Source organism: Mesorhizobium sp. UC74_2 (genome assembly GCF_042701485.1).
Taxonomy (GTDB): domain Bacteria; phylum Pseudomonadota; class Alphaproteobacteria; order Rhizobiales; family Rhizobiaceae; genus Mesorhizobium.
Genome location: NZ_CP170562.1, coordinates 3,354,829 through 3,380,534, shown reverse-complemented (window position 1 = coordinate 3,380,534; position 25,706 = coordinate 3,354,829). Strand labels below are relative to the sequence as shown.

Sequence of the window (25,706 nt, the reverse complement as noted above, 5' to 3'; positions counted from 1 at the left end):
GAACGCATCGTCGCCGCATCGCCGGTTTGCCCCGGGGAGACGGGGGTATAAGTTCCATCTGCAAGTCATCAGCAGATGGAGCCGGCCCGATGAGCTTCTTTCCCGGAAACGACCCCGAACCCGGTGATGCCTTTTCCTGCGACGCCATCGAGTTGATGGTGGTGCCCAACGCAAAGGACATAGGCGGTTTCGAGGTGCGCCGTGCCCTGCCTACCGCAAGGCGACGGTTGGTCGGTCCTTTTATCTTCTTCGACCGCATGGGACCGGCCATCCTGCGCGCCGGCAAGGCGCTGGACGTACGCCCGCATCCGCATATCGGTCTCTCGACAGTCACCTATCTGTTCGACGGCAAGATCAGGCACCGCGATTCGCTCGGCACCGAGATGGTCATCTCGCCCGGTGACGTGAATCTGATGACGGCAGGGCGTGGCATCGTCCATTCCGAGCGCACGCCGGAGGAAATGCGCGGCGCGCCGATGTCGATGTCCGGCCTGCAGACATGGATCGCGCTGCCTGACAGGCAGGAGGAAATGGCGCCTGTCTTCGAAAACACCGCCAACGCCGAGTTGCCGGAGTTCGGTGCCGAGGGCGTGTCGGGCCGCCTCATCATCGGCGAGCTGGAGGGCCGCCGCGCACCGGTGACCACCTATCACGACACGCTGTATGCCGATATTCGGCTCGAACCTGGTGCAAGGTACCGCATTGCCGCCGACGCCGAGGAGCGTGCCATCTATGTGCTCGACGGGTTCGTCTCCATTTCCGGCGACAGTTTCCCCGAAAACCGTCTTCTGGTGTTTCGTCCTGGCGACGAGATCATCGTTTCGTCGGAATTGGGTGCGCATTTCATGCTGTTCGGTGGCGCTTCGCTGGGGTCTCCACGCTACATCTGGTGGAATTTCGTTTCCTCATCGAAAGAACGCATCGAACAGGCCAAGCAGGAATGGAAGACTGGCCGGTTCGATATCGTTCCGGGCGATGAAAAGGAGTTCATTCCGCTGCCTGACAAGTGAGCGTGTCATTGCGGCACATTTACTTTCGTTGGTCGGAGGCCTATTCGATTTTTTGAATATTCTTGAACGTGAGCTCGAGCGGGCCAGCCATTGATCGCCAGACCCCAAACGCCGCTTCTCGACAAGGTCCGCATTCCTGCGGATATGAAGAAGCTTTCCGAAAGTGACCTGCCGCAGCTCGCGGAAGAGCTGCGCACGGAACTGATCGATGCCGTTTCGCAGACCGGCGGACATCTCGGGGCAGGTCTCGGCGTCGTCGAACTCACCGTGGCACTGCACTACGTTTTCGACACGCCGGAAGACAGGATTATCTGGGACGTCGGCCACCAGGCCTATCCGCACAAGATCCTGACCGGCAGGCGCGACCGTATTCGTACGCTCCGCCAGGAGAACGGGCTTTCCGGTTTTACGCGGCGTACCGAAAGCGAATACGATCCGTTCGGTGCCGCCCATTCCTCCACATCGATTTCGGCTGGTCTCGGCATGGCCGTGGCGCGCGATCTCTCTGGCGGCAAGAACAACGTCATCGCTGTCATTGGCGATGGGGCGATGTCGGCCGGAATGGCCTTCGAGGCGCTGAACAACGCCGGCGCTCTCGATGCGCGCCTCATCGTCATCCTGAATGACAACGACATGTCGATCGCCCCGCCGACCGGGGCCATGAGCGCCTATCTGGCGCGTCTCGGCTCGGGCAAGACCTATCTTGGCCTGCGCGATTTCGGCAAGAAACTGACATCCTATCTCGGCAAGCGCGCCGATCGCGCCATCACCCGCGCGGTCGAGCATGCGCGCGGCTACGTCACCGGCGGAACCTTGTTCGAGGAGCTTGGCTTCTTTCACATCGGCCCGATCGACGGTCACAATCTCGAGCATCTCATTCCGGTGCTGAAGAATGTACGCGACAATGGCAAGGGCCCAGTGCTGATCCATGTCGTGACGCAGAAGGGCAAGGGTTACGCCCCCGCCGAAGCGGCAGCCGACAAATATCATGGCGTCAACCGGTTCGACGTTATCACGGGTGCGCAGGCGAAGGCTCCGGCCAATGCGCCGACCTACACCAATGTCTTTGCCGAAAGCCTGATCCGCGAAGCCTGCGAGGATGACAGGATCGTCGCCGTCACCGCGGCCATGCCGACAGGCACCGGGCTTGATCTGTTCGGCGAAGTCTTCCCGAACCGCACTTTCGATGTCGGTATTGCCGAGCAGCACGCGGTGACCTTTGCGGCCGGCCTTGCCACCGAAGGCTACAAGCCGTTCGCCGCGATCTATTCGACCTTCCTGCAGCGCGCCTACGATCAGGTGGTGCACGACGTCGCGATCCAGAAGCTGCCCGTGCGTTTCCCGATCGACCGCGCCGGTTATGTGGGCGCCGATGGCGCAACCCATTGCGGTGCGTTCGATACCACCTTCCTTGCCTCGCTGCCCGATTTCGTTGTCATGGCGGCAAGCGACGAGGTGGAACTGCGCCACATGGTGCGCACTGCAGCCGAGTATGACGAGGGCCCGATCTCCTTCCGTTATCCGCGCGGCAACGGCATCGGTATCGATATGCCCGAGCGTGGCTCGCCGCTCGAGATCGGCAAAGGCCGCGTCGTGCGCGAAGGCACAAAGGTGGCGTTGCTCTCCTTCGGCACCCGCCTGCAGGACTGTCTAGCGGCGGCTGACGAACTCAGCGCGGCCGGCTTGTCGACGACCGTGGCGGACGCGCGTTTCGCCAAGCCGCTCGACCATGACCTGATCCGTCGCCTGGCTCGTTCGCACGAAATCCTGGTGACGGTTGAAGAAGGCGCCATCGGCGGTTTTGCGGCACAGGTGCTGCATTTCCCGGCCCATGAAGGCCTGCTCGAGAGCGGTCTGAAGGTGCGTCCGCTGGTCTTGCCGGATGCTTTCACCGACCATGCCAAGCCGGAGAAGATGTACGCAGATGCCGGGCTCGATGCGACCGGCATCGTACGTACGGTGTTCGCGGCACTTGGCCATGTCACCAGCGCGCAGCGCGCTTGAACATCTACAAGTTGAATCTGTTTGTGAACGGCTTGAATCACCGTCTCAACGCGTGGAATCACTTTCTCGGCAATCCTGATTAACCTGTTGTTCAGGTTGCTTTTTGGTGCTTCGCTTACCTTCTCTCTTGCCCCTTTTTCAATGGCACCCTGCTAGGAAAACCCCAGGCAGGGAGATACGTGATGAGAGCGTTTACGGCTGGCGCGACCGGCATGCTTTTGCTGGTCGGGCCGGTATTGGCCGAGCCGCAATATGACCGCGTTCTCGAACAGGCGGCCATCGACATCGTGGCGGCCAACATCGGGACGTTGCGCGGCGGCTTTGCTTACAATCAGGTGCCACAGATGATCGTCGTGCAGGAAGCGCCGCCGCCCCGGCGGGCACCCGCTGATGGCCTCGTGCCCGCAGTCGAGCGTCCTTCGGCCAGCCAGCTTTTCTAGATCAGTCCCGACTTGCCTTCGCGCGCGGCTTTCGCCAATGAAGGCGAATGTGTTCCCATCAGCCAGCCAGCCAGCGCCAGCGGCTCGACGACCTGCTCGTTGCGCGAGGTCTGTTCGCCAGCCGCTCACGCGCCCGCGATGCGGTCGAGCGCGGCACCGTCTCGGTCGGCGGAACGGTGGTGACCAAACCCGGCCAGAACGTGTCTTCTGATGTCGATCTGGCGGTGGATGACCCCGCACGCAATTACGTCTCCCGAGCCGCGCTGAAGCTGATTGCCGGGCTCGATCGTTTCCAGCTTGATCCCTCGGGTGCGCAAGCTCTCGACATCGGCGCTTCGACAGGCGGTTTCACGCAGGTGCTGCTTGAGCGTGGTGCTGCCCATGTAACCGCCGTCGACGTCGGCCATGGCCAGATGCATGCCTCGATCGCAGCCGATCCTCGCGTGAAATCCATCGAGGGGCTCAACGCCCGCGTGCTTTCGATTGCCGACCTTGACGGCCACGCACCGGATTTCATCGTCTCCGACGTTTCCTTCATCTCGCTGAGACTGGCACTGCCGCCCGCTCTCGAGCTGGCAAGAGCCGGCGCTCGCGCGCTGCTGCTGGTCAAGCCGCAATTCGAGGCCGGGCGCGAGGCGATCGGCAAGGGTGGCTTGCTCAAGAACCCAGCCGAAGCTGAAGCCGTCGCCGCTGATCTGCATCGCTGGCTGGATGGGCTCGCCGGCTGGCGCGCGCTTGGCCTCCACCCATCGCCGATCGAGGGCGGCGATGGCAATCGCGAATTCCTGCTTGCCGGAGTGAAGGATCGATGAGTACCCGTTTTCAGATCGCACGGCTCGGCGCGCAAGGGGACGGTGTCGTCGATGCCGGCAGCGGCCATGTTTTCATTCCCTTTGCATTGCCAGGCGAAGTGGTGACGGCAGCGCGCGAAAAGGATCGTGCCCAGTTGCTCGCCGTGCTGGAGCCGTCGCCGGAGCGGATCAGGCCGGTCTGTCGGCATTTCACCGAGTGCGGCGGTTGTGCCATCCAGCATCTCGAAGACGGGGCTTATCGTGCATGGAAGCGCGGCCTTGTGGTTCATGCACTGAAGGCGAGGGGCGTGGAAACCGAAGTGGCGGACCTCGTCGCCTGCACGCCGCATAGTCGCCGCCGCGCAGCCTTCACCGCGCGCAACACCGACACCGGATTGCATCTGGGCTACAATCAGGCTTTCTCCAACATCCTTGTCGATATCGAGGAATGCCCGGTGCTCTTGCCGACCATCGTCGGGTCGGCCAGCATCTTGCGCCACCTCGCCAGCATCGTCGCCAACACGTCCAAGCCTTTCCGCTTCCTGGTCACAGCAACGGCGTCGGGACTGGACGTCGCAGCTGCCGATTGCGGCAAGCCCACAGAGGCGATCCGCCGCGCTGCCACGGATTTCGTCATCAAGTCCGGGATCGCCAGGCTCTCCATCGATGGTGAGATCATCGTCGAGGCCGTCAAGCCGACGCTCGTCTTCGGCTCAGCAACAGTCACGCCCCCGCCGGGCGCTTTCGTGCAGGCTGTGGCTGAGGCCGAGAATGCGATGGCGGCTCTTGTGACCGCACATGTGCGCAAGGCGAAAAGGGTTGCCGATCTCTTTTCGGGATGCGGAACCTTTGCGCTGAGGCTCGCCGCCAATTCCGAGGTTCTTGCGGTGGAAAGTGACGGGCCTGCGCTCGCCGCGCTCGACCGCGGCTTCCGTTTTGCCAGCGGCTTGAAACGCGTGACGGTCGAACGCCGCGATCTCGATCGCCGGCCGCTGACGTTCAAGGAGCTTGCCGCCTTCGACGCGGTCGTGTTCGACCCGCCGCGCGCCGGTGCCGAGGATCAGTCCAAACAGATCGCCCGCTCGGACGTGCCGTTCGTTGCGGCCGTCTCCTGCAATCCAGTCACGCTGGCGCGCGACCTGCGTATTCTCATCGACGGTGGCTATCAGTTGAAGAGCGTGACGCCGATCGACCAGTTCCTGTGGTCGCCGCATGTCGAGGCGGTGGCGCTGCTGGAGAAGCCGCGAAAACGGCGCTGAAAGCATCCGTCAACGAGCAGCGAGCATTCTATCGACAAAGGCGGGAACGATATCGGTAGCCCTGCCGAGAATGGCCTCATTGAAGCTGCTGTGCCCGTCCGATGGTTCGAGGTTCAACTCGATTGTGTGCGCGCCGTTGAGCCGTGCCTCCTCGACAAAGCCGGCCGCCGGATAGACATTGCCGCTGGTTCCGATCGAGACAAACAGGTCGCAGTCCGCCAGCGCGGCATAGATGCGGTCCATCTGGTAGGGCATCTCGCCGAACCAGACGACATCGGGGCGAAGGTAACCGACGGCACCGCAGGCGGGACACTGCGACAGCGCGGACATGTCCTTCGACCAGGGCGAGCGCTGCTCGCAGGCCTGGCACAGCGCCTTGCCGAGTTCGCCGTGCATGTGGATCAGATTGGTCGAACCTGCTCGTTCGTGCAGGTCGTCGATGTTCTGCGTGATCAGCAGGACGGAACCTGAAAACGCGCGTTCCAGCCGTGCCAGCGCGGCATGGGCGGCATTCGGTTCCACATTGGCCATGCCGCGCCGGCGCTGATTGTAGAACTCATGCACCCTGGCGGCATCGCGAATGAAGCCTTCCGGAGTTGCCACGTCGCGATAGTCGACCTTCGACCAGATGCCGTCCTTGTCGCGAAAGGTATCGACACCCGATTCCGCCGAGACCCCGGCGCCGGTGAGGATGACGATGGATTTGTATGCGGGCATGATCGGCTGATTGGGAATTGGGATTTCTCAGATATCTGCACTCGAGAGGCTGTGCACAACTTCGTACTGACCGGGTGCGACGCTGCCGAGTTGCGTGTTGCGTTGGATATAGCCCCCAGCGAGCAGATGGTGTGTCACCTTCTGGGCTGCGTCGTGGCTTTCGAACTGTACATAGTTCACCACTTGCCGGCCGTCGAAGCTGCGATGGATGCTCGCCGAGATCCAACCCGGCACGTCGCTGGCTGCAATCACCGTCTCAGTGAGTGAATCGACCAGCGCCTGTTGCTGTTCCGGCGTTGTCGTGAACACGTTGATGTGGGTGACGATGCCGTTGCCGGCTTCAATGATCGCCATGGCTCCCTCCCTTTGTCGATAGAGTGGAGAGGTTAGAGCCTGCCACGACATCCGGGCAAGCTGCCTGACCGGTCAGGAAGGCAGCTGCCTGCGACCCGCTCAGATCTGCGTGCCGCCGACAGTCATCTGGTTCATGCGCAGATGCGGCTGGCCGACTCCGACCGGCACGCCCTGGCCGGCCTTGCCGCACATGCCGATACCGGTGTCGAGCTTCATGTCATTGCCGACCATGGTGACGCGATGCATCGCATCCGGACCGTTGCCGATCAGCATCGCTCCCTTGATCGGCTGCGTGACCTTGCCATCCTCGATCATGTAGGCCTCGGTGCAGCCGAACACGAACTTGCCTGAGGTGATGTCGACCTGGCCGCCGCCGAAGGAAACGGCATAGATGCCTTTCTTCACCGAAGCGATGATCTCTTCCGGCGTGTGGTCGCCGGCCGTCATGTAGGTGTTGGTCATGCGCGGCATTGGCTGGTGCGCATAGGATTCGCGTCTGCCGTTGCCGGTGGCGGCCATGCCCATCAGCCGTGCGTTCTGGCGATCCTGCATGTAGCCCACCAGCTTGCCGTCTTCGATCAGCACCGTGCGGTTGGTCGGAGTGCCTTCGTCGTCCACGGTCAGCGAGCCGCGTCGCTCGGCGATGGTGCCGTCATCGACGACAGTCACGCCCTTGGCCGCAACCTGCTGGCCGAGAAGGCCTGCAAAAGCCGACGTCTTCTTTCGGTTGAAGTCGCCTTCCAGCCCATGCCCGACCGCTTCGTGCAGCATCACGCCCGGCCAGCCGCTGGACAGGACGATGTCGAACGTGCCGGCTGGCGCCGGAATTGCCTCAAGATTGACCAATGCCTGGCGCAGCGCTTCCTTGGCGGCATGTTTCCAGCTGTGCTCGACCAGGAACTCGCCGAAGCCGGTGCGGCCGCCCATGCCGTAGGACCCTGTCTCCTGCCGTTCACCGTCGCCGACCATGACCGAGATGTTGAGGCGGACGAGCGGCCGGATGTCCCGCACCAGCTGCCCGTCGGCGCGCAGGATCTCGACCTGTTGCCAGGAAGCCGCGAGCGCCGCGGTCACCTGCCGCACACGCGGGTCTTCCGCGCGCGTCCAGGCATCGATCTCCTGCAGCAGCTTGGCCTTGGCTTCGAAGCCGGGCGAGGGGATCGGGTTCTCGTCGCCGTAGAGACGGCGGTTGGTGCGTGGTGGTGCGTCGGCCAGTGTGCCTGAATAACCGGCCTTCACCGTGGCAACCGCGCCGGCGGCGCGTTGCAGCGCAGCTTCCGAAAGGTCGCCGGCATGCGCATAGCCGCTGGCTTCGCCGGCCACGACACGCAGCCCGAAACCCTGGTCGGTGTTGAAGTTGGCCGTCTTCAACCGGCCATTGTCGAACATCAGCGCTTCGCTTTCGCTGTATTCGAGAAAGAGTTCGCCGTCATCGGCCCCCTTGATGGTGTCCGCGACGATCTTTTTGATCCGCTCTTCGGAAATGTCGAATCGGCTGATGAGGCTGCTCATGGCGCGCATCCTTGAAAGAATTGTTGGTCCCGATGTAGGCGCCGGAGCGCCGTTCGGCAATGCGCGGCCGTGATGATGACGATCAGGGCAGGGCGTTGAAGCCGTCGGCGAAGCCCTTGAGGTCGACCGGGATGCCGATGCCTTCTTCCGGCGTCTGGAAGACGATGAAGGTGGCGGCCTTGCCGCTCTTCAGCGTCTCAAGCAACGGCTTCTCCAGGATCACCTCGGCATAGCAGCCGTCCTGGAAGCAACGCACGAAATAGGCGCGGCCGATATCCTTGCCGTCGACGTTGAGACCAAGGCCGTTGGGGAGCAGGACGCCGAGCGGAGCCAGCACGCGCAGGATCTCGGCTTTGTTGTCGGCCGTACGCAGCACGACGACCGAAAGGCCCATCTCCGGACGGTCCTCGGCCACCACATTCTGCATCATCACGCATTGTTCGGACGTCGCGCCGGCAGGCGTGTCGCAGATGATCGACCAGGCGCCGTGCGTGGACTTCACATTGCCGCTCGGCTGCTGTGCGGCAGCCACCGCCTGTCCGGCTCCGGCAAGGGCGGCGAGAAAGATGACCTTCGCCAAGGTTCTCGAAACCCAAGAGTTCATGTCGGCTCCATTCCGAATCACGCCACTTTAAGCCCCGGCACCGCTAAGGAAAAGCGTGGGGGCGACGCGCAATCCCTTTCAACTGCGGCAACAATACGATTTTCCAGCGCAAATAGCTCAATTTGCCGCGATTGTCTCTGCCATGGTCATGCGACAGCAGCTTGATTGTCGCTGCGCGTATGCATGCAGCTGCGATCAATCAAGGCGCGCGCAAAAATGCCGCATGGTTTTACCCGCTCCTTTCTTGCGGCGGGAAAGAGAGTATGGTTTGAACCAATCTGGACCGTCCGGGATTCCCTGTCCCGGCGTTATATCGTATTCCTGCCACCTGATCGCAGGACGGGGACTGGGAGATGAAGAGGGCGATGAAGAAGTTTCTTGCTGGCTTTGGTGCCGCATCAATTGTTTTCGCCGGGTCTGCCGCCCAGGCCGCGCAACCGCAGCCTTGGGAGATGACTTTCCAGCCGGCCGCGACCGCGATCATGAGCCAGATCACCTGGTTCGAGCGTTATACGCTCTGGTTCATCGTGCCGATCACGCTGTTCGTTCTCTTCCTGCTGGCGTGGTGCATCTTGAAGTTCCGCGCGAGCGTCAACCCGACGCCGTCGAAGACCAGCCACAACACGATGATCGAGGTGGCCTGGACGCTGGGGCCGGTTCTGGTGCTGCTGGCCATCGCCATTCCGTCCTTCCAGCTGCTGACCGCGCAGTACAGCCCGCCGGAAGAGCCGAAGCTCACCGTCAAGGCCACGGGCAACCAGTGGAACTGGGATTACGAATACCAGTTCGAGCAGCCGTTCTCCTTCAATTCGGCAATCCTTGCCGATGCCGACCGTGCGGGTCTCGGCAAGGAAGACAAGGGCAAATATCCGCGTCTTCTGGCGGTCGACAACGAACTGGTCGTTCCGGTCGGTGTCGTCGTGCGCGTGCTCGTGACCGGCGCCGACGTGATCCATGCCTATGCCGTGCCGGCCTTCGGCATCAAGGTCGATGCCGTTCCAGGGCGCATCAACGAGACCTGGTTCAAGGCCGAGAAGGAAGGCCTCTATTACGGTCAGTGTTCCGAGCTTTGCGGCAAGGACCATGCCTTCATGCCGATCGCCGTGCGCGTCGTTTCGGAAAAGCAATATGATACTTGGCTGGCTGCGGCCAAGACCGACCTCCCGGGTGCCAACAAGGCGCTGATGGCCGAGGTCGATGGTACCAACAAGGTTGCGTCCGCCGGCAACTGATGCCGCGGTCGAAACAAGGATAGGGAACGGAGCGGAACATGGCGCAGGCAGCGGCTCACGACGATCACGACCACAAGCCTAAAGGCTGGGTCCGCTGGGTCAATTCGACCAACCACAAGGACATCGGTACGCTGTACCTGATCTTCGCGATCATGGCCGGCATCATCGGCGGCTTTCTCTCGATCATGATGCGTTGGGAGCTCGCGGAGCCGGGCATCCAGATTTTCCCCGGTCTTGCGTCCATGGTCTACGGCGTCAACGGCGATGCCGCGCTCGACGCCGGCAAGTCCATGTTCAATGCCTTCACTACCGCACACGCGCTGATCATGATCTTCTTCATGGTCATGCCGGCCCTGATCGGTGGTTTCGCCAACTGGATGGTGCCGATCATGATCGGTGCGCCGGATATGGCGTTCCCGCGCATGAACAACATCTCCTTCTGGTTGCTGCCGCCGGCCTTCATCCTGCTGCTGACCTCGATGTTCGTTCCGAGCGCGCCCGGCGCCTACGGTGTCGGCGGTGGCTGGACGATCTATCCGCCGATGTCGACCTCCGGTCAGCCGGGGCCTGCCATGGACCTGGCGATCCTGTCGATCCACATCGCCGGTGCCTCGTCGATCCTCGGCGCGATCAACTTCATCACCACCATCTTCAACATGCGCGCTCCCGGCATGACGCTGCACAAGATGCCGCTGTTCGCCTGGTCGGTTCTGGTCACCGCCTTCCTGCTGCTGCTGTCGCTGCCGGTCCTGGCTGGCGCCATCACCATGCTGCTCACCGACCGTAACTTCGGCACCTCCTTCTTCGTGCCCGAAAACGGCGGCGATCCGATCCTGTTCCAGCACCTGTTCTGGTTCTTCGGTCATCCTGAAGTGTACATCCTGATCCTGCCGGGCTTCGGCATCGTCAGCCACATCATCGCGACCTTCTCGCGCAAGCCGGTGTTCGGCTATCTCGGCATGGCCTATGCCATGGTCGCGATTGGCGCCGTCGGCTTCGTGGTGTGGGCGCACCACATGTACACCACCGGTATCTCGCTCAACACGCAGCGCTATTTCGTGTTCGCCACGATGGTCATCGCCGTGCCGACCGGCATCAAGATCTTCTCGTGGATCGCCACAATGTGGGGCGGCTCGATCTCCTTCCGCACGCCGATGCTGTGGGCGGTAGGCTTCATCTTCCTGTTCACCGTCGGTGGCGTCACCGGCGTCCAGCTCGCCAACGCCGGTCTCGACCGCTCGCTGCAGGACACCTACTACGTCGTCGCGCACTTCCATTACGTGCTGTCGCTTGGCGCCGTCTTCGCGATCTTCGCCGGCTGGTACTACTGGTTCCCCGAAGATGACCGGCTACATGTATTCGCCGTTCATCGCACGTTCGCATTTCTGGATCATGTTCATCGGCGTGAACCTCGTGTTCTTCCCGCAGCACTTCCTCGGTCTGTCGGGCATGCCGCGTCGCTACATCGACTATCCGGACGCGTTTGCCGGCTGGAACTACGTCTCGTCGGTTGGTTCCTATATCTCCGGCATCAGCGTCCTGATCTTCCTCTATGGTGTCTTCGAGGCATTCCGGAAGAAGCGCATCGCTGGTGCCAACCCGTGGGGCGAGGGTGCGACCACGCTGGAATGGCAGCTGCCTTCGCCGCCGCCTTACCACCAGTGGGAACAGCTGCCCAAGGTCAAGTAAGGCAGCTTTGAACGATCGAAACCGCCGGCCTGGCCGGCGGTTTTGGCCAAACGGAATGGACTTCAAGTACGCAATGGCCCTGGTTGACAATTCACACATGGAGCAAGTGGGCTCCCGCATGTCGGAGGCGACAGCGGGCGACTACTTTGCGCTGCTCAAGCCGCGTGTGATGTCGCTGGTGGTCTTCACGGCCTTTGTCGGTCTGGTCGCGGCTCCCGTCACCATGAACCCTTTGATCGCGGTCATCGCCATTCTGGCGATTGCCATCGGTGCCGGTGCGTCGGGTGCGCTCAACATGTGGTATGACGCCGACATCGATGCCGTCATGACCCGCACCGCCAGCCGACCGATCCCATCCGGCCGCGTCTTGCCGGGCGAGGCACTGAGCTTCGGTCTGGTGTTGTCGGCGCTGTCGGTGATGACGCTCGGCGTGCTCGTCAACTGGCTGTCGGCTGCCCTTCTCGCCTTCACCATCTTCTTCTACGCCGTCATCTACACGATGTGGCTGAAGCGCTGGACGCCGCAGAACATCGTCATCGGCGGTGCGGCCGGCGCTTTCCCGCCCGTCATCGGCTGGGCCGCCGCGACCGGCGCGGTCAGCCTGGAAAGCATTATCCTTTTCCTCATCATCTTCCTGTGGACGCCGCCGCATTTCTGGGCGCTTGCGCTGTTCAAGTCGGGTGACTATGGACGCGCGGGCATCCCGATGATGCCGAACGTCGCTGGCGAGGCTTCGACCCGCCGCCAGATTTTCGCCTATGCCGTCATCCTGGCACCGATCGGCGTGCTGCCCTGGCTGCTCGGCTATACGTCTGCCATCTACGGCATACCGGCAGCACTCCTGGGCATTGGTTTCGTCTGGTATTCCTGGGGTGTGCTGCGCATGCCCGACAGCGATCGTGTCATGAAGCCGGCCAAGGCGCTGTTTGGCTATTCGCTGCTTTATCTGTTCGCCATCTTCGCCGCTTATCTTGCCGATAGCGTTGTTGCCCGCGTTCTGGTTCTGGGTGGGGCATGAGTGCAATGGATGAAAAGCTCGAACTGGTCACGCTCACCGAACGCCAGAAAAAAGCGCGCCGCAGCCGCTCGGTTGCGATTGCCGTGGCGCTTGGTGTGCTGGTCGTCATCTTCTACGTGGCGACGATCGTGAAGTTCGGCACGCCCATCATCAACCGGCCGATGTGAGGTTGATGATGGACCTGGAAAAGACAGCTGCCGAACAGAAGAAGCGCAAGACCAACCTGGCAGTCGCCGGTGGTTGCGTGGCGTTCTTCGGTGCCATGGTCGGCATGGCTTATGCAGCAGTGCCGCTTTACGCGATGTTCTGTCAGGTCACCGGTTATGGCGGCACGACGCAGCGTGCCACGCAATATTCCAACCGTGTTATCGACCGCGAAATCACCGTTCGCTTCGACGCCAATACGGCCGGAGTTCCATGGGAATTCGAGCCGGTGCAGCGCGAGGTCACCATCAAGCTCGGCGAAACCAGGCAGGTCGCCTACAAGGCCACGAACAAGTTCGGCACGCCGACGACCGGCCGCGCGACCTTCAATGTGACGCCGGAGCTGGCGGGTGCCTATTTCAACAAGGTGGAATGTTTCTGTTTCACCAACCAGACGCTGAAGGCGGGCGAAACGGTCGACATGCCGATCGTCTTCTATGTCGATCCGGACATCCTCAAGGTGCCGGAAATGAAGAACATCAAAACCATCACGCTTTCCTACACCATGTTCCTGGCTGACAAGAACAAGCCGGTTGCGGCTGCGGGGACCAAGGAAAGCGGCAAGGCAATTTCCAATACCGAAGCAAATCTCGGGGGATGACATGGCTGACGGACACGCCAAACCGAACCACGACTACCACATCATTGATCCGAGCCCATGGCCCTTCCTGGGTTCCGTCGGCGCCCTGGTCATGGCGTTCGGTGGCATCTTCTATATGCAGTATCTCAAGGGTACGTCGTTCCACCTTTTCGGTGTAGACGTCGCCAAGGCACACTTCTGGGTGCTTCTGATCGGCCTGATCATCGTGCTCTACACGATGTATGGCTGGTGGTCGGATACGATCAAGGAAGCGCATGAGGGGCACCATACCAAGGTGGTTTCGCTCCACCTCCGCTACGGCATGATCATGTTCATCGCCTCCGAGGTGATGTTCTTCGTCGCCTGGTTCTGGGCCTACTTCGACGCCAGCCTGTTCCCGAACGAGGCCATCCAGGCGGCGCGCACCACCTTCACCGGCGGTGTCTGGCCGCCCAAGGGTATGGAGGTGCTCGACCCCTTCCATCTGCCGCTCTACAACACCGTCATCCTGCTGCTGTCGGGCACGACGGTGACCTGGGCGCACCATTCGCTGATCCATGGCGACCGCAAGGGTCTCATCAACGGCCTGGTGCTGACGGTAGGCCTCGGCATGCTGTTCACGATGGTTCAGGCCTACGAGTACATCCACGCTCCGTTCGGCTTCAAGGATTCCATCTACGGCGCCACCTTCTTCATGGCGACCGGCTTCCACGGTTTCCACGTGATCATCGGCACCATCTTCCTGCTGGTCTGCCTGGTTCGCGCGATGAAGGGCGATTTCACGCCAAAGCAGCATTTCGGCTTCGAAGCTGCTGCCTGGTACTGGCACTTCGTTGACGTGGTGTGGCTGTTCCTGTTTGCCTCGATCTATGTCTGGGGTTCGATGGGCGCGGTCATCGAAGGCCACTGATCGATCCGGATACGGGTTTTAAGGGAGGCGGCTGCGGCAACGTGGCCGCCTCTTTCTTTTGGAGTGGACGTTCAACTCGGTTCCGAAAGGTTCTAAAAAGACCGGCATGAGTGAAGACAAGGCAATATGGCCGCCGATAGATCCGATCCAGGCCGGCCTGAAGGGGCTCTGCCCGCGCTGCGGAGAAGGGCGTCTGTTTTCGGGTTTCCTGACCGTCGGCAAGCGTTGCTACAATTGCGGCCTCGACTATTCCTACGCCGATGCCGGCGACGGACCGGCCGTTTTCGTCATTCTCATCATCGGCTTCATCGTTGTCGGTCTGGCGCTGTGGCTCGAGGTCACTTTCGCGCCGCCGCTCTGGCTGCATTTCCTGCTGTGGATCCCGTTGGCACTGGTACTGTGTCTGGCAGCACTGCGGCTCATCAAGGGCGTTCTGCTCACCTTGCAGTATCGCAACAAGGCAGCTGAAGGCAGGTTGGATCAGCAGCGATGACTGCCGCATCACATTCGACCCAAAGAAGCGCACCGCGCAAGGCGCTGGCGCTCGGTCTTGGCCTCATTGCTTTCATCATGCTGATCGGGCTCGGTACCTGGCAGGTCGAGCGGCTTGCCTGGAAGGAAAAGCTGATCGAGACGATCGACCGGCGCATGAATGCCAATCCCGTAACACTGGCTGAAGTCGAGAAGCAGTACGCAGCCTCCGGCGATGTCGATTATGTCGCCGTCACGCTAAGCGGCACTTTCCTGCATCAGGGCGAGCGTTATTTCTTCACCACCTGGGATGGCCAGACAGGTTATAGCGTCTACACGCCCTTGAGATTGACCGACGGACGCTTTGTCTTCGTCAATCGCGGTTTCGTGCCCTACGAGATGAAGGACCCGGCCAAGCGTACCGAGGGCGAAATCCCTGGCGAGGTCACTGTCGCCGGTCTTGCCCGCAATCCGCTGAGCGGCAAGCCATCGGTGATGGTGCCGGATAACGACCTCGCCAAGAACATCTTCTACTGGAAGGATCGCGATGCCATGGCTGCCACGGCAGGCTTGCCTGCCGGAGCTGTGGTGCTGCCCTTCTTCATCGATGCCGGCAAGGCACTCAATCCTGGTGGTTTGCCGGTTGGCGGCACCACCATGGTCGACCTGCCCAACAATCATCTGCAATATGCGCTGACCTGGTATGGCCTCGCGGCGGCGCTCGTCGGTGTCGTGGCCGTGTGGCTGCGAAAGAACCGAAAGGCCAGCTGAGAGTCCGTTCGCGCCATTTCGCGCCCTTGACAGACAGGGGTGGCGGACATCATGTCCGCACTGGAGCGTGGCGCGTCCATTCGGATACGCAAAGGACGCTCCAGCACTTTGGTCTTGCGCATCGTGCTTTCCGAAATCGATTCCGATTTTCGGTCCGGCGCGCGTGTCCAGACGATGGGAAAGCATGTTGAACAAAGCCGTTAAACCGCCGCTCACGATCAGGCTCTGCCAGCCGCGTGGCTTCTGCGCCGGCGTCGACCGCGCCATCCAGATCGTCGTGCTGGCGCTGAAGAAATACGGCGCCCCGGTCTATGTCCGCCATGAGATCGTGCACAACCGATATGTGGTCGAAGGATTGCAGAACCTCGGCGCCGTTTTCATCGAGGAACTGTCCGAGATCCCGGAGGAACACAAGCAGTCCCCGGTCGTGTTCTCTGCACATGGCGTGCCGAAAACGGTGCCGGCTGACGCCGTGGCGCGCAATCTTTTTTATCTCGATGCCACCTGCCCGCTGGTTTCGAAGGTGCACAAGCAGGCAATGCGCCACCAGCGCCTCGGCCGCCACGTGCTCCTGATCGGCCATGCTGGCCACCCCGAAGTGATCGGCACGATGGGGCAATTGCCTGACGGCGCGGTGACGTTGATCGAAACCGAGGCCGATGCTGCTTCATTCCAGCCAACCGATCCCGAGGCGCTGGGTTTTGTCACCCAGACGACGCTTTCGGTGGAGGATACAGCCGGCATCATCCGTGCATTGCAGGAGCGGTTTCCTGCAATGCAGGCCGCTGCCGCCGAATCGATCTGCTATGCCACGACCAATCGGCAGGATGCGGTGAAGGAAACCGCTCCTGGCTGCGACCTCTACCTGGTCGTCGGTGCCCCCAATTCCTCGAATTCGCGCCGTCTGGTCGAAGTGGCTGAACGCGCGGGGGCAGCGATGTCGCTTCTCGTACAGCGCGCTTCCGAGATTCCGTGGAATGAGATCGGTTCCATACAGACGCTCGGTCTCTCCGCCGGGGCCTCGGCGCCGGAGATCATCGTCGATGAGATCATCGATGCTTTCCGCCAGCGTTTCGACGTTTCGGTCGACCTGGCGGTGACAGCGACGGAGACGGAGAATTTTCCCGTGATGCGGGTGTTGCGCGATGTCGAACTGACCCCGGCCGACATGGCCTTCGTAAACGGGACCGTATGATGGCGGTCTATACCGATGTGGGCGAGGGCGATCTTGCTGCTTTCCTGAAGGAATATTCGGTTGGTGACCTGCTCTCCTACAAGGGCATTGCCGAAGGTACGGAAAATTCCAACTTCCTGCTGCACACCACGGCAGGCTCCTTCATCCTGACGCTTTACGAAAAGCGCGTGGAAAAGGCCGACCTGCCTTTCTTCCTCGGACTGATGGATCATCTCGCCAAGAAAGGCATTTCGTGCCCGCTGCCGGTGCAGCGTCACGATGGCTCGATGATCGGCACGCTGGCCGGCCGGCCGGCAGTCATCATCACCTTTCTGGAAGGCATGTGGCTGCGCAAGCCAGGCGTTGCGCATTGCCGTGAGGTCGGCAAGGCTCTGGCTGCAATGCACCTGGCAAGTGCCGATTTTGCCATGCACCGCGACAATGCGCTGGCGATCGATGGCTGGCGCAAGCTCTGGGAGGCATCGCGGGCGCGGGCTGATGAGGTCGAACCGGGGCTTGCCGCCGAGGTCGACGCGGATTTCGCCGATTTCGAGCGCAACTGGCCGGAAGGCCTGCCGACCGGCATCATCCATGCCGACCTCTTCCCGGACAATGTTTTCTTTCTTGGCGAGAAACTTTCAGGGCTGATCGATTTCTATTTCGCCTGCGACGATTTCTACGCCTACGACCTTGCCACCTGTCTCAACGCCTGGTGCTTCGAGAAGGATTTTTCCTTCAATCTCACCAAGGGAACGGCACTGCTAGCCGGTTACCAGAGCGTGCGGCCGCTCGGTGCGGCGGAGCGAGAGGCGCTGCCGATGCTGGCGCGGGGTTCTGCGCTGCGCTTCATGCTGACGCGTCTTTATGACTGGCTGACCGTTCCCGACGGCGGCCTTGTCATCAAGCGTGATCCGACCGAATACATCCGCCGCATGCGCTTCCACCGCGCTATCGGCTCAGCTTCCGAGTATGGCCTGAAATGAAGCATGTCGAGGTTTTCACCGACGGCGCCTGTTCCGGCAACCCGGGGCCTGGCGGCTGGGGCGCCATCCTGCGCTTCAACGGCAAGACCAAGGAACTGTCGGGCGGCGAAGCGGATACCACCAACAACCGCATGGAATTGCTCGCGGCGATCTCCGGGCTGAACGCTTTGAAGGAGGCCTGTAAGGTCGACCTCTACACGGACAGCAAATATGTCATGGACGGCATCTCCAAATGGATTCATGGCTGGAAGCGCAACGGCTGGAAAACCGCTGACAAGAAGCCGGTCAAGAATGGCGAACTCTGGCAGGCCCTGGACGAAGCCAACCGGCGTCACGATGTGACCTGGCACTGGGTCAAGGGCCACGCCGGTCATCCCGAAAACGAACGCGCTGACGAACTGGCGCGCGAAGGCATGGCGCCCTTCAAGAAGTCGGGTTCCGCGACGGCCGGCGTAGCGCGTCCTGCCAGGGTCGATGCGCCGGCGAAGACCAGCGCCCCGAAACCCCGTCGGTCGTCGCAGAGTTATTGAACGGCCGCTGCTCTTCCGCGATGGAAGGGGCGCACATCAGGCGTTCAGTGTGATCCAGTCTGCCCTGGCGAAACGATCCACCGCCGCTTCGTCCAGCGTCACGCCCCAGCCCGGGCCATCCGGTACCGCAGCTGATCCGCCATCATAGTCGATGCTTTCCCGGATCAGGCTGTGCTCGAGCATCAGATGGCCCTGCAATTCGGTGGCGTGGCGAATGTTCGCCGCGCGCGCGGCGTGCAGGTGCAGCAGCATCGCGCTGCCGATGCCGCCGCACTGGTTGTGCAATACCACGTCCAGTCCACGGGCCGCGGCATAGTCGATCGCGCGCAACGCCCCCGTCATGCCGCCGGGACGCTCGGCATTCAGCCCAAAGCAGCGGACCCCGCCCATTTCCGCCAGCGTCACGATATCGCGCAGGCCGAAGGCACTTTCATGCGCCATCAGCGGCACGCTGGTGCGCGACTGCACCCAGGTCATGCCGGCGAAATCGTCCGCGCGCACCGGCTGCTCGGCGAAATCGATGCCGTATGGTGCGATCGCCTCGATGGCCGCCAGCGCTTCATTGGGCGCATAGGCTTGGTTGTAGTCGACGCGCAGGCCGGCGTCCGGCCCGATCAGGTCGCGTACGGCCGATATGATCGCCACGTCGCGCGTTCGACCATCCCCCAGTTTGCACCGGAAGGAACGGATGCCTGCGCCAAGCGCCATGCGGGTGATTTCCTGGATCGTGGGCACGTCGGTGAGGGGCATCACCAGGCTGAGCGGAACGCGATCGATCTGGCGTCCCCCGCAAAGGTCGTGGACGGGCCGGCCGACGCTACGCGCCGCGACGTCATGCAGCGCCATGTCCAGCAAGCCTTTTGCCATTTCGTTGCGGGCGACATTGTTGTCCAACTTGCCGTGGATGGCGCCGATGTCGAAGGCGGAACGTCCGAGAACGAAGCGGGCGAGATGCTGTTCGATCATGTCAGCCATCAGTTGCGGTGATACACCGCTCTCGACCAGCCAGACATAACTTTCGCCCAGGCCGACGACGCCGTTCTCCGTCGTCATACGGCAGATCAGGAAATCGCCGCCGAGCCAGTGGTCCTCCACCTTCAGGCCCATCGCCACCTTGCCGCTGCCGCCCTGCAGATGCGCACGCACCATTTCCGTGAACGGCACGAAGACCGGACGCAATTCGATCTTCACGATCGGATCATGGGGCATACGTATTTCCTTTTCGAATAGGGCGTTGTTCGGCGCACGGCGATTGGTTGCGTGTCAGCCCTGCATGCCGATCAGGTCATGGACGAAGCGGCCCCGGATCATCGTCGCCATGACCGACAACGCCCCGATATCCTGGGCTGAGACCGACAGGGGATTGTCATCGAGGATGACGAGATCGGCGAGCTTCCCGGCTTCCAGCGAGCCTTTGTCGTTTTCTTCGAACTGCAGGCGCGCGGCGTTGATTGTGTACATGTCCAGCGCCTCGCGCACCGACACGCCCTGTTCGGGGTGAAAACCACCGCGGTTCACCGCAAAATCGATCGCCGCGATCACGTCGGTATCTTCGATCGGCGCGTCCGACGATCCGGCCAGCGCGATGCCTGCGTCGAGGAAGTCGCGGAACGGATAGACGTGCGCCGTGCGCTCCTCGCCCAGCCGCGTCGGCAGCCATGCCATTTCGGACCGGATGAACAGCGGCTGGGTGCAGATGTGCAGGCCGATACGCGCGATCCGGGCGATCAGCGCGGGATCGGCGATGGAGGCGTGCTCGATACGATGGCGATGGTCCGCGCGCGGATGATCCGCCAGCAGGCGTTCGAACAGCCGTACGCAATTGGTGATCCCTCGGTCGCCGATCGCGTGAATGCAGATCTGATAGCCGGCCAGATGCGCGGCCTCCATTCGCCGGTAGATCTCTTGCTCCGGCAAGGTCATATAGCCGTGGGTGCAGCCGCGATCGGCGTAAGGCTGGTTCATGCAGGCGGTGCATGAGCCGAAGGTTCCGTCGGCGAAGATCTTGATCGCACGCGCTTTGGTGCCGCGCCTGGGGTCATCCAGTGTCGAACCAACCAGTGCCTTGACCCCCGCCAGGGTTCGGCCAATGACGATGGCATAGATCGACTGTGGCACGAATTCCGGCAGGGCGAGTGCGATGAAGCTCTCCGGGCGCCCGGACTCGCCCGCCGGCCCTTCGTCGTCGCTCTGCAGCATTGCCCCGATCGAGGTGATGCCGGACCGCGCCAGCCGTGCGAACACCTCGCCCATGGCGGCCAGCATGCGGTCGGGGGCAGGTATCGGTGTTTTTGCCTGGACCAGGCCCATGGCTTTTTCGAAGAAACGACCGTCCGGGTGGCCGCAAGTGTCGCGGCCTATTGTGCCGCCCGCCGGATCCGCTGCCAGTTCGCCTGCGGACAACATTGCCAGCACGATCGAATTGACAACGATGCCGTGACCGTCGCGGCCATAGATAAGCACCGGCCGATCGGGGAACCACTGGTCCAGAAGCACGGCGTCCAGCATTTCGTCCGCGGGCAGGCGGTTGCTCTCGAACTGGACGCCGATCAACCATTCGTCCGCAGCGAGCCGCTCCTGCTGCGCATGCAGCCGGGCGCTGACGGCAGCGATGCCGTGTGCGCCGCTGAGATCGGCCGACATGGCGAAGAAAATCATCGGCATCGGGTGCAGGTGCCCGTCGATGAAACCTGGGACGATCGCACGGCCGGACAGATCGATCTCCTGTGGTATCAGGCCTGCGTCCTTCGCGTAGCGTCGCGCGTCGGCCAGCGATCCGACAAAATCGATCCGGTCGCCGGTGACGAGCAGGCTTTCCGGAGCGTGTTCGCCACGCGCAGGCAGGATCGCTCCGCCGTGAAACAAGAACTCTCCCATCCGTTCCTACCCCAATCGATTCCGCCAGTTGAAAACAGAATGGCGCAGGAGGCAGAATCTGTCTATAGTTATTATTATACATATCTCAGGGAGGGGAGTGTGGAGGCGGTGGCGAAGCGACTAAGGCGCGGCATTCCGGCCGCGGGCTGGTGGTGGGCCAGCTTGGACTGGGCCCGAGGGCCATTTTACTATCTTATTGTAATATATGTGTATTCTACATATTTCGCGCAGTCCGTGGTCGGCGATCCGGTGCGCGGCCAGGCATTGTTCAGCACCACGCAGATGATCGCCGGCTTCGCAATGGCAATGATCGCGCCTTTCCTCGGCAGTTACATGGATCGCGGGGGCAGAAAGAAGCCGGTGCTGGCCGCGCTGATGCTGACTATGGCGCTGTCATGCGTGGGGCTGAGCTTCATCCATCCTGACACGCCTTATGCAATTCCGCTCGTGATGACGTTGCTGGCGCTGGCCGGTTGCTGCTTTTCGGTATCCGAACTTTTCCAGAATGCGCTGCTCGGTGTCGCCGGGACAAAGAGCGAAGTGTCACTCATTTCAGGGCTCGGGCTGGCGTTGAGCAGCGCGGCGTCGGTTCTGTTGCTGCTGGGCGTGCTTTACTTCACGCGCTATCCGCCTGCCGGGCTGGCGGAAGTCGATGTCGCACGCCTGTCGGGCATCGTTTGCGCGCTATGGATCGCGATCTTCGTCTGGCCGTTTCTTTGCTTCATGCCGGACCGACCAGGAGTGGCTGGGCGCTGGCGTGGGGTCAGTCCCTTTCCGCGTGATGTCCGCCTCATCGCCACCGTTCGCGCATTATTTGCGGAATGGCCGCAGATCATGCGCTTCCTGATCGCGCGCATGGTTTTCATGGATGGACTGATCGCGCTGTTCGCGATCACGGCTGTCTATACGTCCGGGACATTGGGATGGACACGCGCGGAAAATGCCGCGATGGGCATCATCGTGACGATCGCGGCGGTGGGCGGGGGATTGGCAGCCGGCTGGCTCGATCGACGGTTGGGACCGCGCAATGCGATCATGACCGAATTGCTGGCGATTACAGCGCTGTTTCTGTTCCAGATTTCGATCGGCCGCGATGCGATCCTGTTCGGGCTGGTGCCAATCGCAGCACAGGCGTCGGCGAGATCGATGTTCGCGGAGGTCACCGACCTGATCTTCCTCGTCAGCGCCATTCCGATGGGTGGGCTGATCGTGGCTGCTTTTGCCTCATGCCGGTCGCTGCTGGTGACGCTTAGCCCGCCGGATCGGCTTGGCCAGTTCTTCGGCATTTATGCAATGACCAGCACCATCACGGTCTGGCTGGGGCCGGCGCTGGTGGCGTTGACGACCATGCTGAGCGGCAGCCAGCGGATCGGTTTCGGCAGCCTTATCCTGTTGTTCGTGATTGGATGCGGCCTGATGCTGCGCGTCGGTGTGGCGACATCCACGGCCGATCAAAACAGCTCGTAAAGCCGGAGATGTGTCTCCACCGTCAGGCGCAGCACCTCTTCCTGGTTTGCGAAGTCGGTCTCGAACAGCATCTCGATCGCGGCGTAGAGATATTCCAGCGCCACGCGGGCCGGTACGATGAGATCGTCCGGTCCCTTGCTCAATCCCTGCTCGTGAAGATAGGTGGAAATCAGTCGGGCTATGTCCGCATGCGCGCGCAACCGGACGTCGCGCAGATCGGGTAACGCGCGCAGCGACACCAGCAAGGCATAGCCGCCACGGAAAGCCCGTGTGCTCGCGAAGGCTTCATGCACGGTCCGTTCGCAAGCCTTGCGGAAATCCTCTGGCCCGCGGATCACCAGCCCGGTGTCGCGCCGGATGACGTCATGCTGTGCCAGCATCATCCGTTCACCCAGTTCGCGAAGCAGCGCCTGCTTGTTCACGAAATAATGGTAGAATGTCGGTGGCGTCACGCCTGCGCGCTCGACCACGGCATTCGAGGTGAACGCCGCCAGCCCTTCTTCAGCCAGAATATCCTGTGCTGCGCCGATCAGGCGTTCCCTGGCATTTGTTTTTCTGGCCATCTGCCTCCTCTGCCCCAAAGTTTCGCTTCGTGAAAGAGGACCTGGAGCAATTCGAGGGACTGCGCGAAGCCGTGCCATGGGATCTGGCTACGGCTCCACGCATGTGCGAAGGCCAGCTATCGGCGAGAGCGACTAGAGCTGCTCGAGCAGTTTCGCGGCGCTGGAATCGACAGCCTGGCCGGGATTGCCCTCGATGTTGAGCGCCGTCACCGTGCCGTTGTCGACGATCATCGAAAAGCGCTTGGAACGCAGGCCGAGCCCGTTGGCGCTGAGATCGATGTCGAGACCGGCAGCCTTGGCGAAATCGCCGCTGCCGTCCGCCAGGAACAGGATCTTGCCTTCGCCGCCGGTGAAGCGGGCCCAGGCGCCCATCACGAACGGGTCGTTGACCGCAACCACCGCGATCTGGTCGACGCCGCGCGACAGGATGGCATCGCGGTTTTCGAGGTAACCCGGCAGGTGGTTGTTGTTGCAGGTCGGTGTGAAGGCGCCCGGAACGCCGAACAGCACCACCTTCTTGCCGGAGAACACATCGGCGGCGGAGAGCGCCTTGGCGCCATCGTCGGTCATGGTCTTGAAGGTGGCTTCGGGCAGCTTTTCGCCAACGGCAATGGTCATGGCAGTCCTCTTGTCTGGGAGAGAAGGAAGAGTGCAAAGCGATAGCGCCTTCCGTGTCGCCTCGCAATGCGACCACGGCATGTCATTGTCACGGATAGGGCAATAGACCTTCAACCGCCCCGGACGGAGTGGTCAGCGTGTAGGGGAGACCATCGCCTTGCGCTGCCTTGCCGGGTCGCGCCAGGATCGGGAAAGCAAAGACGAGCCTGCCGCCATCTTCAGCGCGCGTCGGTGCGCCGAACAGATAACCCTGCTCGCCGGCGATGAAAAGGTCGACGCTCTTGGCTTCACCCGGCACGGTCGCCTCCACGAGAAGCTTGTCCTTCTCCCCTGAGAGTGTCTTTGCGCCGAAGCCGTCACTGGGTTTCCGCGGCAAGCCGGCCAATGCCGCTTTCACCAGTTCGGCATCTTCGGGATTGCCTGCATCTTGAGCCGGATCGACTCTCAACTGCGCCTGTAGCGGAATGCAGATCGTCTGGCAGATGCCGAGAAAGACGCCGGCATCGATGACCGCGTTTTCCTGGGGCTTTGCCAATGTGAATTTCACCGGCAGCGCGACCGTGCGGTCATAGCCCGCCCATCCGCCATAACCATCGTCATGGCGGCCGGGAGCCGGGTAGGACAGCTCCGCCTTGGCGACGTTGGTCGCCTTGGCGACGTCGATCTGCGGCGGCACGCCGCTTGCGCCGGGGTCACGCCAGTAGGTTTTCCAACCTGGTTTCAATTCGATATGAAGCGCCCCGATGAGCTGGCCGGAAGCGTCGGGCGTGCCGGTGGTCACCAGCCGGACGCGCCCACCCTCGCTGTCCGCCCAGGTGGATGAGGAAGCCGCAGCCGGCAGGCTGGTGGCCATTAAAGCGGCAAGGCCGAGAGCGTTTCCGATCTTCTCGGAAACGCGGAAACGCTCTGGTTCTTTGTTTTTACGCAATTCCGGACGGAAAACCGCTATGCACTTTTCCTGGAATTGCTCTAGCGAAAATCTCAAGCGATCCATGGCGCTGATTTGAAACGGCAAATGTGGCGACGCAACCGCTTTCGTCTGATGCCGACCATCATTTTTGCGTGAGCCCTGTACATTAAGGCTGCTCGCGAATTGCACCAATGGCATCTTTCAAGCGTGCCGGAAACGCGTTACCCTTCCTCTATGGACCTTTTACGCCACAAGAATGCGGCCGGTAAAAGCGGCTTTCTCGACGACCAGTTCCTTGTTGCCATGCCCGGCATGAAGGACGAGCGGTTCGCGCGTTCGGTCATCTACATCTGCGCGCATTCGGACGAAGGCGCGATGGGATTGATCATCAACCAGACCCAGCAGATGCTGTTTCCCGATCTTCTGGTGCAACTCGGTATCATGAATGAACAGGAGGCGATCCGCCTGCCAAGGCAGACCCGCGACTTCATCGTGCGCAACGGTGGCCCGGTGGACCGCAGCCGCGGTTTTGTTCTGCACACCGGCGACTATCGCGTCGAATCCTCGTTGCCGGTCTCCGACGACATCTGCCTGACCGCCACGGTCGATATCCTGCGTGCTATTTCGGCAGGGCGCGGACCACGCCAGGCATTGATGACGCTCGGCTATTCAGGCTGGGGTGCCGGCCAGCTCGAAGCCGAAATCGCCGAGAATGGCTGGTTGACCTGTCCGGCAACGCCGGACCTGCTGTTCGATCCTGACATCGAAGGTAAATACGACCGGGCAATCGCTTCGATCGGCATCGACCTTGCGCGCTTCAGCCAGGCTGCCGGCCACGCCTGAGCTTTCATCGCAGGAATTCATATCCCTGATCCGCCCTTTAGAGCGTTTCCGTTTTTCACGGAAACGCGGAAACGCTCTAAGCTTTTGTCTTCGCCGCATTTTTGTAACGCCAAGCGATTCCACTTGGCTACAAAATGCTCTAGGCAGCTTCTCCCCGTCACGGGGAGAAGAAAGC

At 61.7% G+C, this 25,706-nt stretch carries 26 protein-coding genes and 1 pseudogene; 18 read left to right on the top strand and 9 right to left on the bottom strand.

Annotated elements, in window-relative coordinates:
• The first annotated feature begins 89 nt into the window (after positions 1-89).
• The 5 genes from ACFJIU_RS16440 (at position 90) to ACFJIU_RS16420 (ending at position 5,504) form a co-directional block, all read left to right on the top strand.
• On the top strand, positions 90-1,010 hold the full coding sequence (locus ACFJIU_RS16440) for a pirin family protein (protein ID WP_379061530.1): 921 nt from the start codon (positions 90-92) through the stop codon (positions 1,008-1,010).
• Between the two features lie 144 nt (positions 1,011-1,154).
• Positions 1,155-3,014 (top strand): 1-deoxy-D-xylulose-5-phosphate synthase, encoded by a 1,860-nt coding sequence (dxs, locus tag ACFJIU_RS16435; protein ID WP_379073128.1) that lies wholly within the window; start codon positions 1,155-1,157, stop codon positions 3,012-3,014.
• Between the two features lie 182 nt (positions 3,015-3,196).
• A complete protein-coding gene (locus ACFJIU_RS16430) occupies positions 3,197-3,454 on the top strand; it encodes a hypothetical protein (protein ID WP_379061528.1) in 258 nt (85 codons plus the stop codon).
• Between the two features lie 47 nt (positions 3,455-3,501).
• A complete protein-coding gene (locus tag ACFJIU_RS16425) occupies positions 3,502-4,266 on the top strand; it encodes a TlyA family RNA methyltransferase (protein WP_379061526.1) in 765 nt (254 codons plus the stop codon).
• Complete coding sequence (locus ACFJIU_RS16420) at positions 4,263-5,504, top strand: class I SAM-dependent RNA methyltransferase (protein WP_379061524.1); 1,242 nt, start codon at positions 4,263-4,265, stop codon at positions 5,502-5,504. Before ACFJIU_RS16425 ends, ACFJIU_RS16420 begins: the two co-directional genes overlap by 4 nt.
• Before the next feature lie 9 nt (positions 5,505-5,513).
• Here ACFJIU_RS16420 and ACFJIU_RS16415 read toward each other — a convergent pair whose 3' ends face one another.
• From ACFJIU_RS16415 to ACFJIU_RS16400, 4 genes are all read right to left on the bottom strand, one after another.
• Positions 5,514-6,221 (bottom strand): NAD-dependent deacylase, encoded by a 708-nt coding sequence (locus tag ACFJIU_RS16415; RefSeq protein ID WP_379061522.1) that lies wholly within the window; start codon positions 6,219-6,221, stop codon positions 5,514-5,516.
• A 27-nt stretch (positions 6,222-6,248) separates the two neighbouring features.
• The gene (locus ACFJIU_RS16410; RefSeq protein WP_379061520.1) at positions 6,249-6,575 is read right to left on the bottom strand and encodes an antibiotic biosynthesis monooxygenase; all 327 of its coding nucleotides are present in this window, start codon (positions 6,573-6,575) and stop codon (positions 6,249-6,251) included.
• A gap of 99 nt (positions 6,576-6,674) precedes the next feature.
• On the bottom strand, positions 6,675-8,087 hold the full coding sequence (tldD, locus tag ACFJIU_RS16405; protein WP_379061518.1) for a metalloprotease TldD: 1,413 nt from the start codon (positions 8,085-8,087) through the stop codon (positions 6,675-6,677).
• Between the two features lie 82 nt (positions 8,088-8,169).
• Positions 8,170-8,691, bottom strand: coding sequence for an invasion associated locus B family protein (locus tag ACFJIU_RS16400; RefSeq protein WP_379061516.1), 522 nt, complete (start codon positions 8,689-8,691; stop codon positions 8,170-8,172).
• A 365-nt stretch (positions 8,692-9,056) separates the two neighbouring features.
• Here ACFJIU_RS16400 and coxB point away from each other — a divergent pair, with 365 nt between their 5' ends.
• From coxB to rnhA, 11 genes and pseudogenes are all read left to right on the top strand, one after another.
• Positions 9,057-9,923, top strand: coding sequence for a cytochrome c oxidase subunit II (gene coxB / locus ACFJIU_RS16395; RefSeq protein ID WP_379061514.1), 867 nt, complete (start codon positions 9,057-9,059; stop codon positions 9,921-9,923).
• A gap of 38 nt (positions 9,924-9,961) precedes the next feature.
• Positions 9,962-11,612, top strand: a pseudogene (ctaD, locus tag ACFJIU_RS16390) (cytochrome c oxidase subunit I).
• A 73-nt stretch (positions 11,613-11,685) separates the two neighbouring features.
• Complete coding sequence (locus tag ACFJIU_RS16385) at positions 11,686-12,630, top strand: heme o synthase (protein ID WP_379061512.1); 945 nt, start codon at positions 11,686-11,688, stop codon at positions 12,628-12,630.
• On the top strand, positions 12,627-12,797 hold the full coding sequence (locus ACFJIU_RS16380) for a hypothetical protein (protein ID WP_129410611.1): 171 nt from the start codon (positions 12,627-12,629) through the stop codon (positions 12,795-12,797). Before ACFJIU_RS16385 ends, ACFJIU_RS16380 begins: the two co-directional genes overlap by 4 nt.
• An 8-nt stretch (positions 12,798-12,805) precedes the next feature.
• Positions 12,806-13,435 carry a cytochrome c oxidase assembly protein gene (locus tag ACFJIU_RS16375; RefSeq protein WP_379073126.1) on the top strand — a complete coding sequence of 210 codons (630 nt, stop codon included), beginning with the start codon at positions 12,806-12,808 and terminating at the stop codon, positions 13,433-13,435.
• Position 13,436: 1 nt separating this feature from the next.
• On the top strand, positions 13,437-14,324 hold the full coding sequence (locus tag ACFJIU_RS16370; protein ID WP_129410610.1) for a cytochrome c oxidase subunit 3: 888 nt from the start codon (positions 13,437-13,439) through the stop codon (positions 14,322-14,324).
• A 106-nt stretch (positions 14,325-14,430) separates the two neighbouring features.
• Positions 14,431-14,817 carry a DUF983 domain-containing protein gene (locus ACFJIU_RS16365; protein WP_379061510.1) on the top strand — a complete coding sequence of 129 codons (387 nt, stop codon included), beginning with the start codon at positions 14,431-14,433 and terminating at the stop codon, positions 14,815-14,817.
• On the top strand, positions 14,814-15,566 hold the full coding sequence (locus ACFJIU_RS16360) for an SURF1 family protein (protein ID WP_379061508.1): 753 nt from the start codon (positions 14,814-14,816) through the stop codon (positions 15,564-15,566). Before ACFJIU_RS16365 ends, ACFJIU_RS16360 begins: the two co-directional genes overlap by 4 nt.
• A 184-nt stretch (positions 15,567-15,750) precedes the next feature.
• On the top strand, positions 15,751-16,761 hold the full coding sequence (gene ispH / locus ACFJIU_RS16355) for a 4-hydroxy-3-methylbut-2-enyl diphosphate reductase (RefSeq protein WP_379061506.1): 1,011 nt from the start codon (positions 15,751-15,753) through the stop codon (positions 16,759-16,761).
• Positions 16,761-17,723, top strand: coding sequence for a homoserine kinase (locus ACFJIU_RS16350; protein ID WP_379073124.1), 963 nt, complete (start codon positions 16,761-16,763; stop codon positions 17,721-17,723). The genes ispH and ACFJIU_RS16350 overlap by 1 nt, the downstream gene beginning before the upstream one ends.
• Complete coding sequence (gene rnhA / locus ACFJIU_RS16345; protein WP_379061504.1) at positions 17,720-18,253, top strand: ribonuclease HI; 534 nt, start codon at positions 17,720-17,722, stop codon at positions 18,251-18,253. The genes ACFJIU_RS16350 and rnhA overlap by 4 nt, the downstream gene beginning before the upstream one ends.
• Positions 18,254-18,289: 36 nt before the next feature.
• Here rnhA and ACFJIU_RS16340 read toward each other — a convergent pair whose 3' ends face one another.
• Positions 18,290-19,462, bottom strand: coding sequence for a mandelate racemase/muconate lactonizing enzyme family protein (locus ACFJIU_RS16340; RefSeq protein ID WP_379061502.1), 1,173 nt, complete (start codon positions 19,460-19,462; stop codon positions 18,290-18,292).
• 54 nt (positions 19,463-19,516) lie between these two features.
• Entirely contained in the window at positions 19,517-21,118 is a 1,602-nt protein-coding gene (locus tag ACFJIU_RS16335; protein ID WP_379061500.1) for an amidohydrolase, read from the bottom strand.
• Here ACFJIU_RS16335 and ACFJIU_RS16330 point away from each other — a divergent pair.
• Positions 21,110-22,597 (top strand): MFS transporter, encoded by a 1,488-nt coding sequence (locus ACFJIU_RS16330; RefSeq protein ID WP_379061498.1) that lies wholly within the window; start codon positions 21,110-21,112, stop codon positions 22,595-22,597. The genes ACFJIU_RS16335 and ACFJIU_RS16330 overlap by 9 nt on opposite strands.
• On the opposite strand, the gene ACFJIU_RS16325 is transcribed toward ACFJIU_RS16330, so the two are convergent.
• The 3 genes from ACFJIU_RS16325 to ACFJIU_RS16315 form a co-directional block, all read right to left on the bottom strand.
• A complete protein-coding gene (locus tag ACFJIU_RS16325) occupies positions 22,582-23,160 on the bottom strand; it encodes a TetR/AcrR family transcriptional regulator (RefSeq protein ID WP_379061496.1) in 579 nt (192 codons plus the stop codon). The two genes, ACFJIU_RS16330 and ACFJIU_RS16325, sit on opposite strands and share 16 nt — an antisense overlap.
• A gap of 132 nt (positions 23,161-23,292) precedes the next feature.
• Positions 23,293-23,778, bottom strand: coding sequence for a peroxiredoxin (locus ACFJIU_RS16320; protein WP_379061494.1), 486 nt, complete (start codon positions 23,776-23,778; stop codon positions 23,293-23,295).
• An 88-nt stretch (positions 23,779-23,866) separates the two neighbouring features.
• A complete protein-coding gene (locus tag ACFJIU_RS16315) occupies positions 23,867-24,877 on the bottom strand; it encodes a protein-disulfide reductase DsbD domain-containing protein (RefSeq protein WP_379073122.1) in 1,011 nt (336 codons plus the stop codon).
• A gap of 45 nt (positions 24,878-24,922) precedes the next feature.
• Between ACFJIU_RS16315 and ACFJIU_RS16310 the strand changes: the two genes are divergently transcribed.
• The gene (locus ACFJIU_RS16310; RefSeq protein WP_379061492.1) at positions 24,923-25,531 is read left to right on the top strand and encodes a YqgE/AlgH family protein; all 609 of its coding nucleotides are present in this window, start codon (positions 24,923-24,925) and stop codon (positions 25,529-25,531) included.
• Positions 25,532-25,706: the final 175 nt, after the last annotated feature.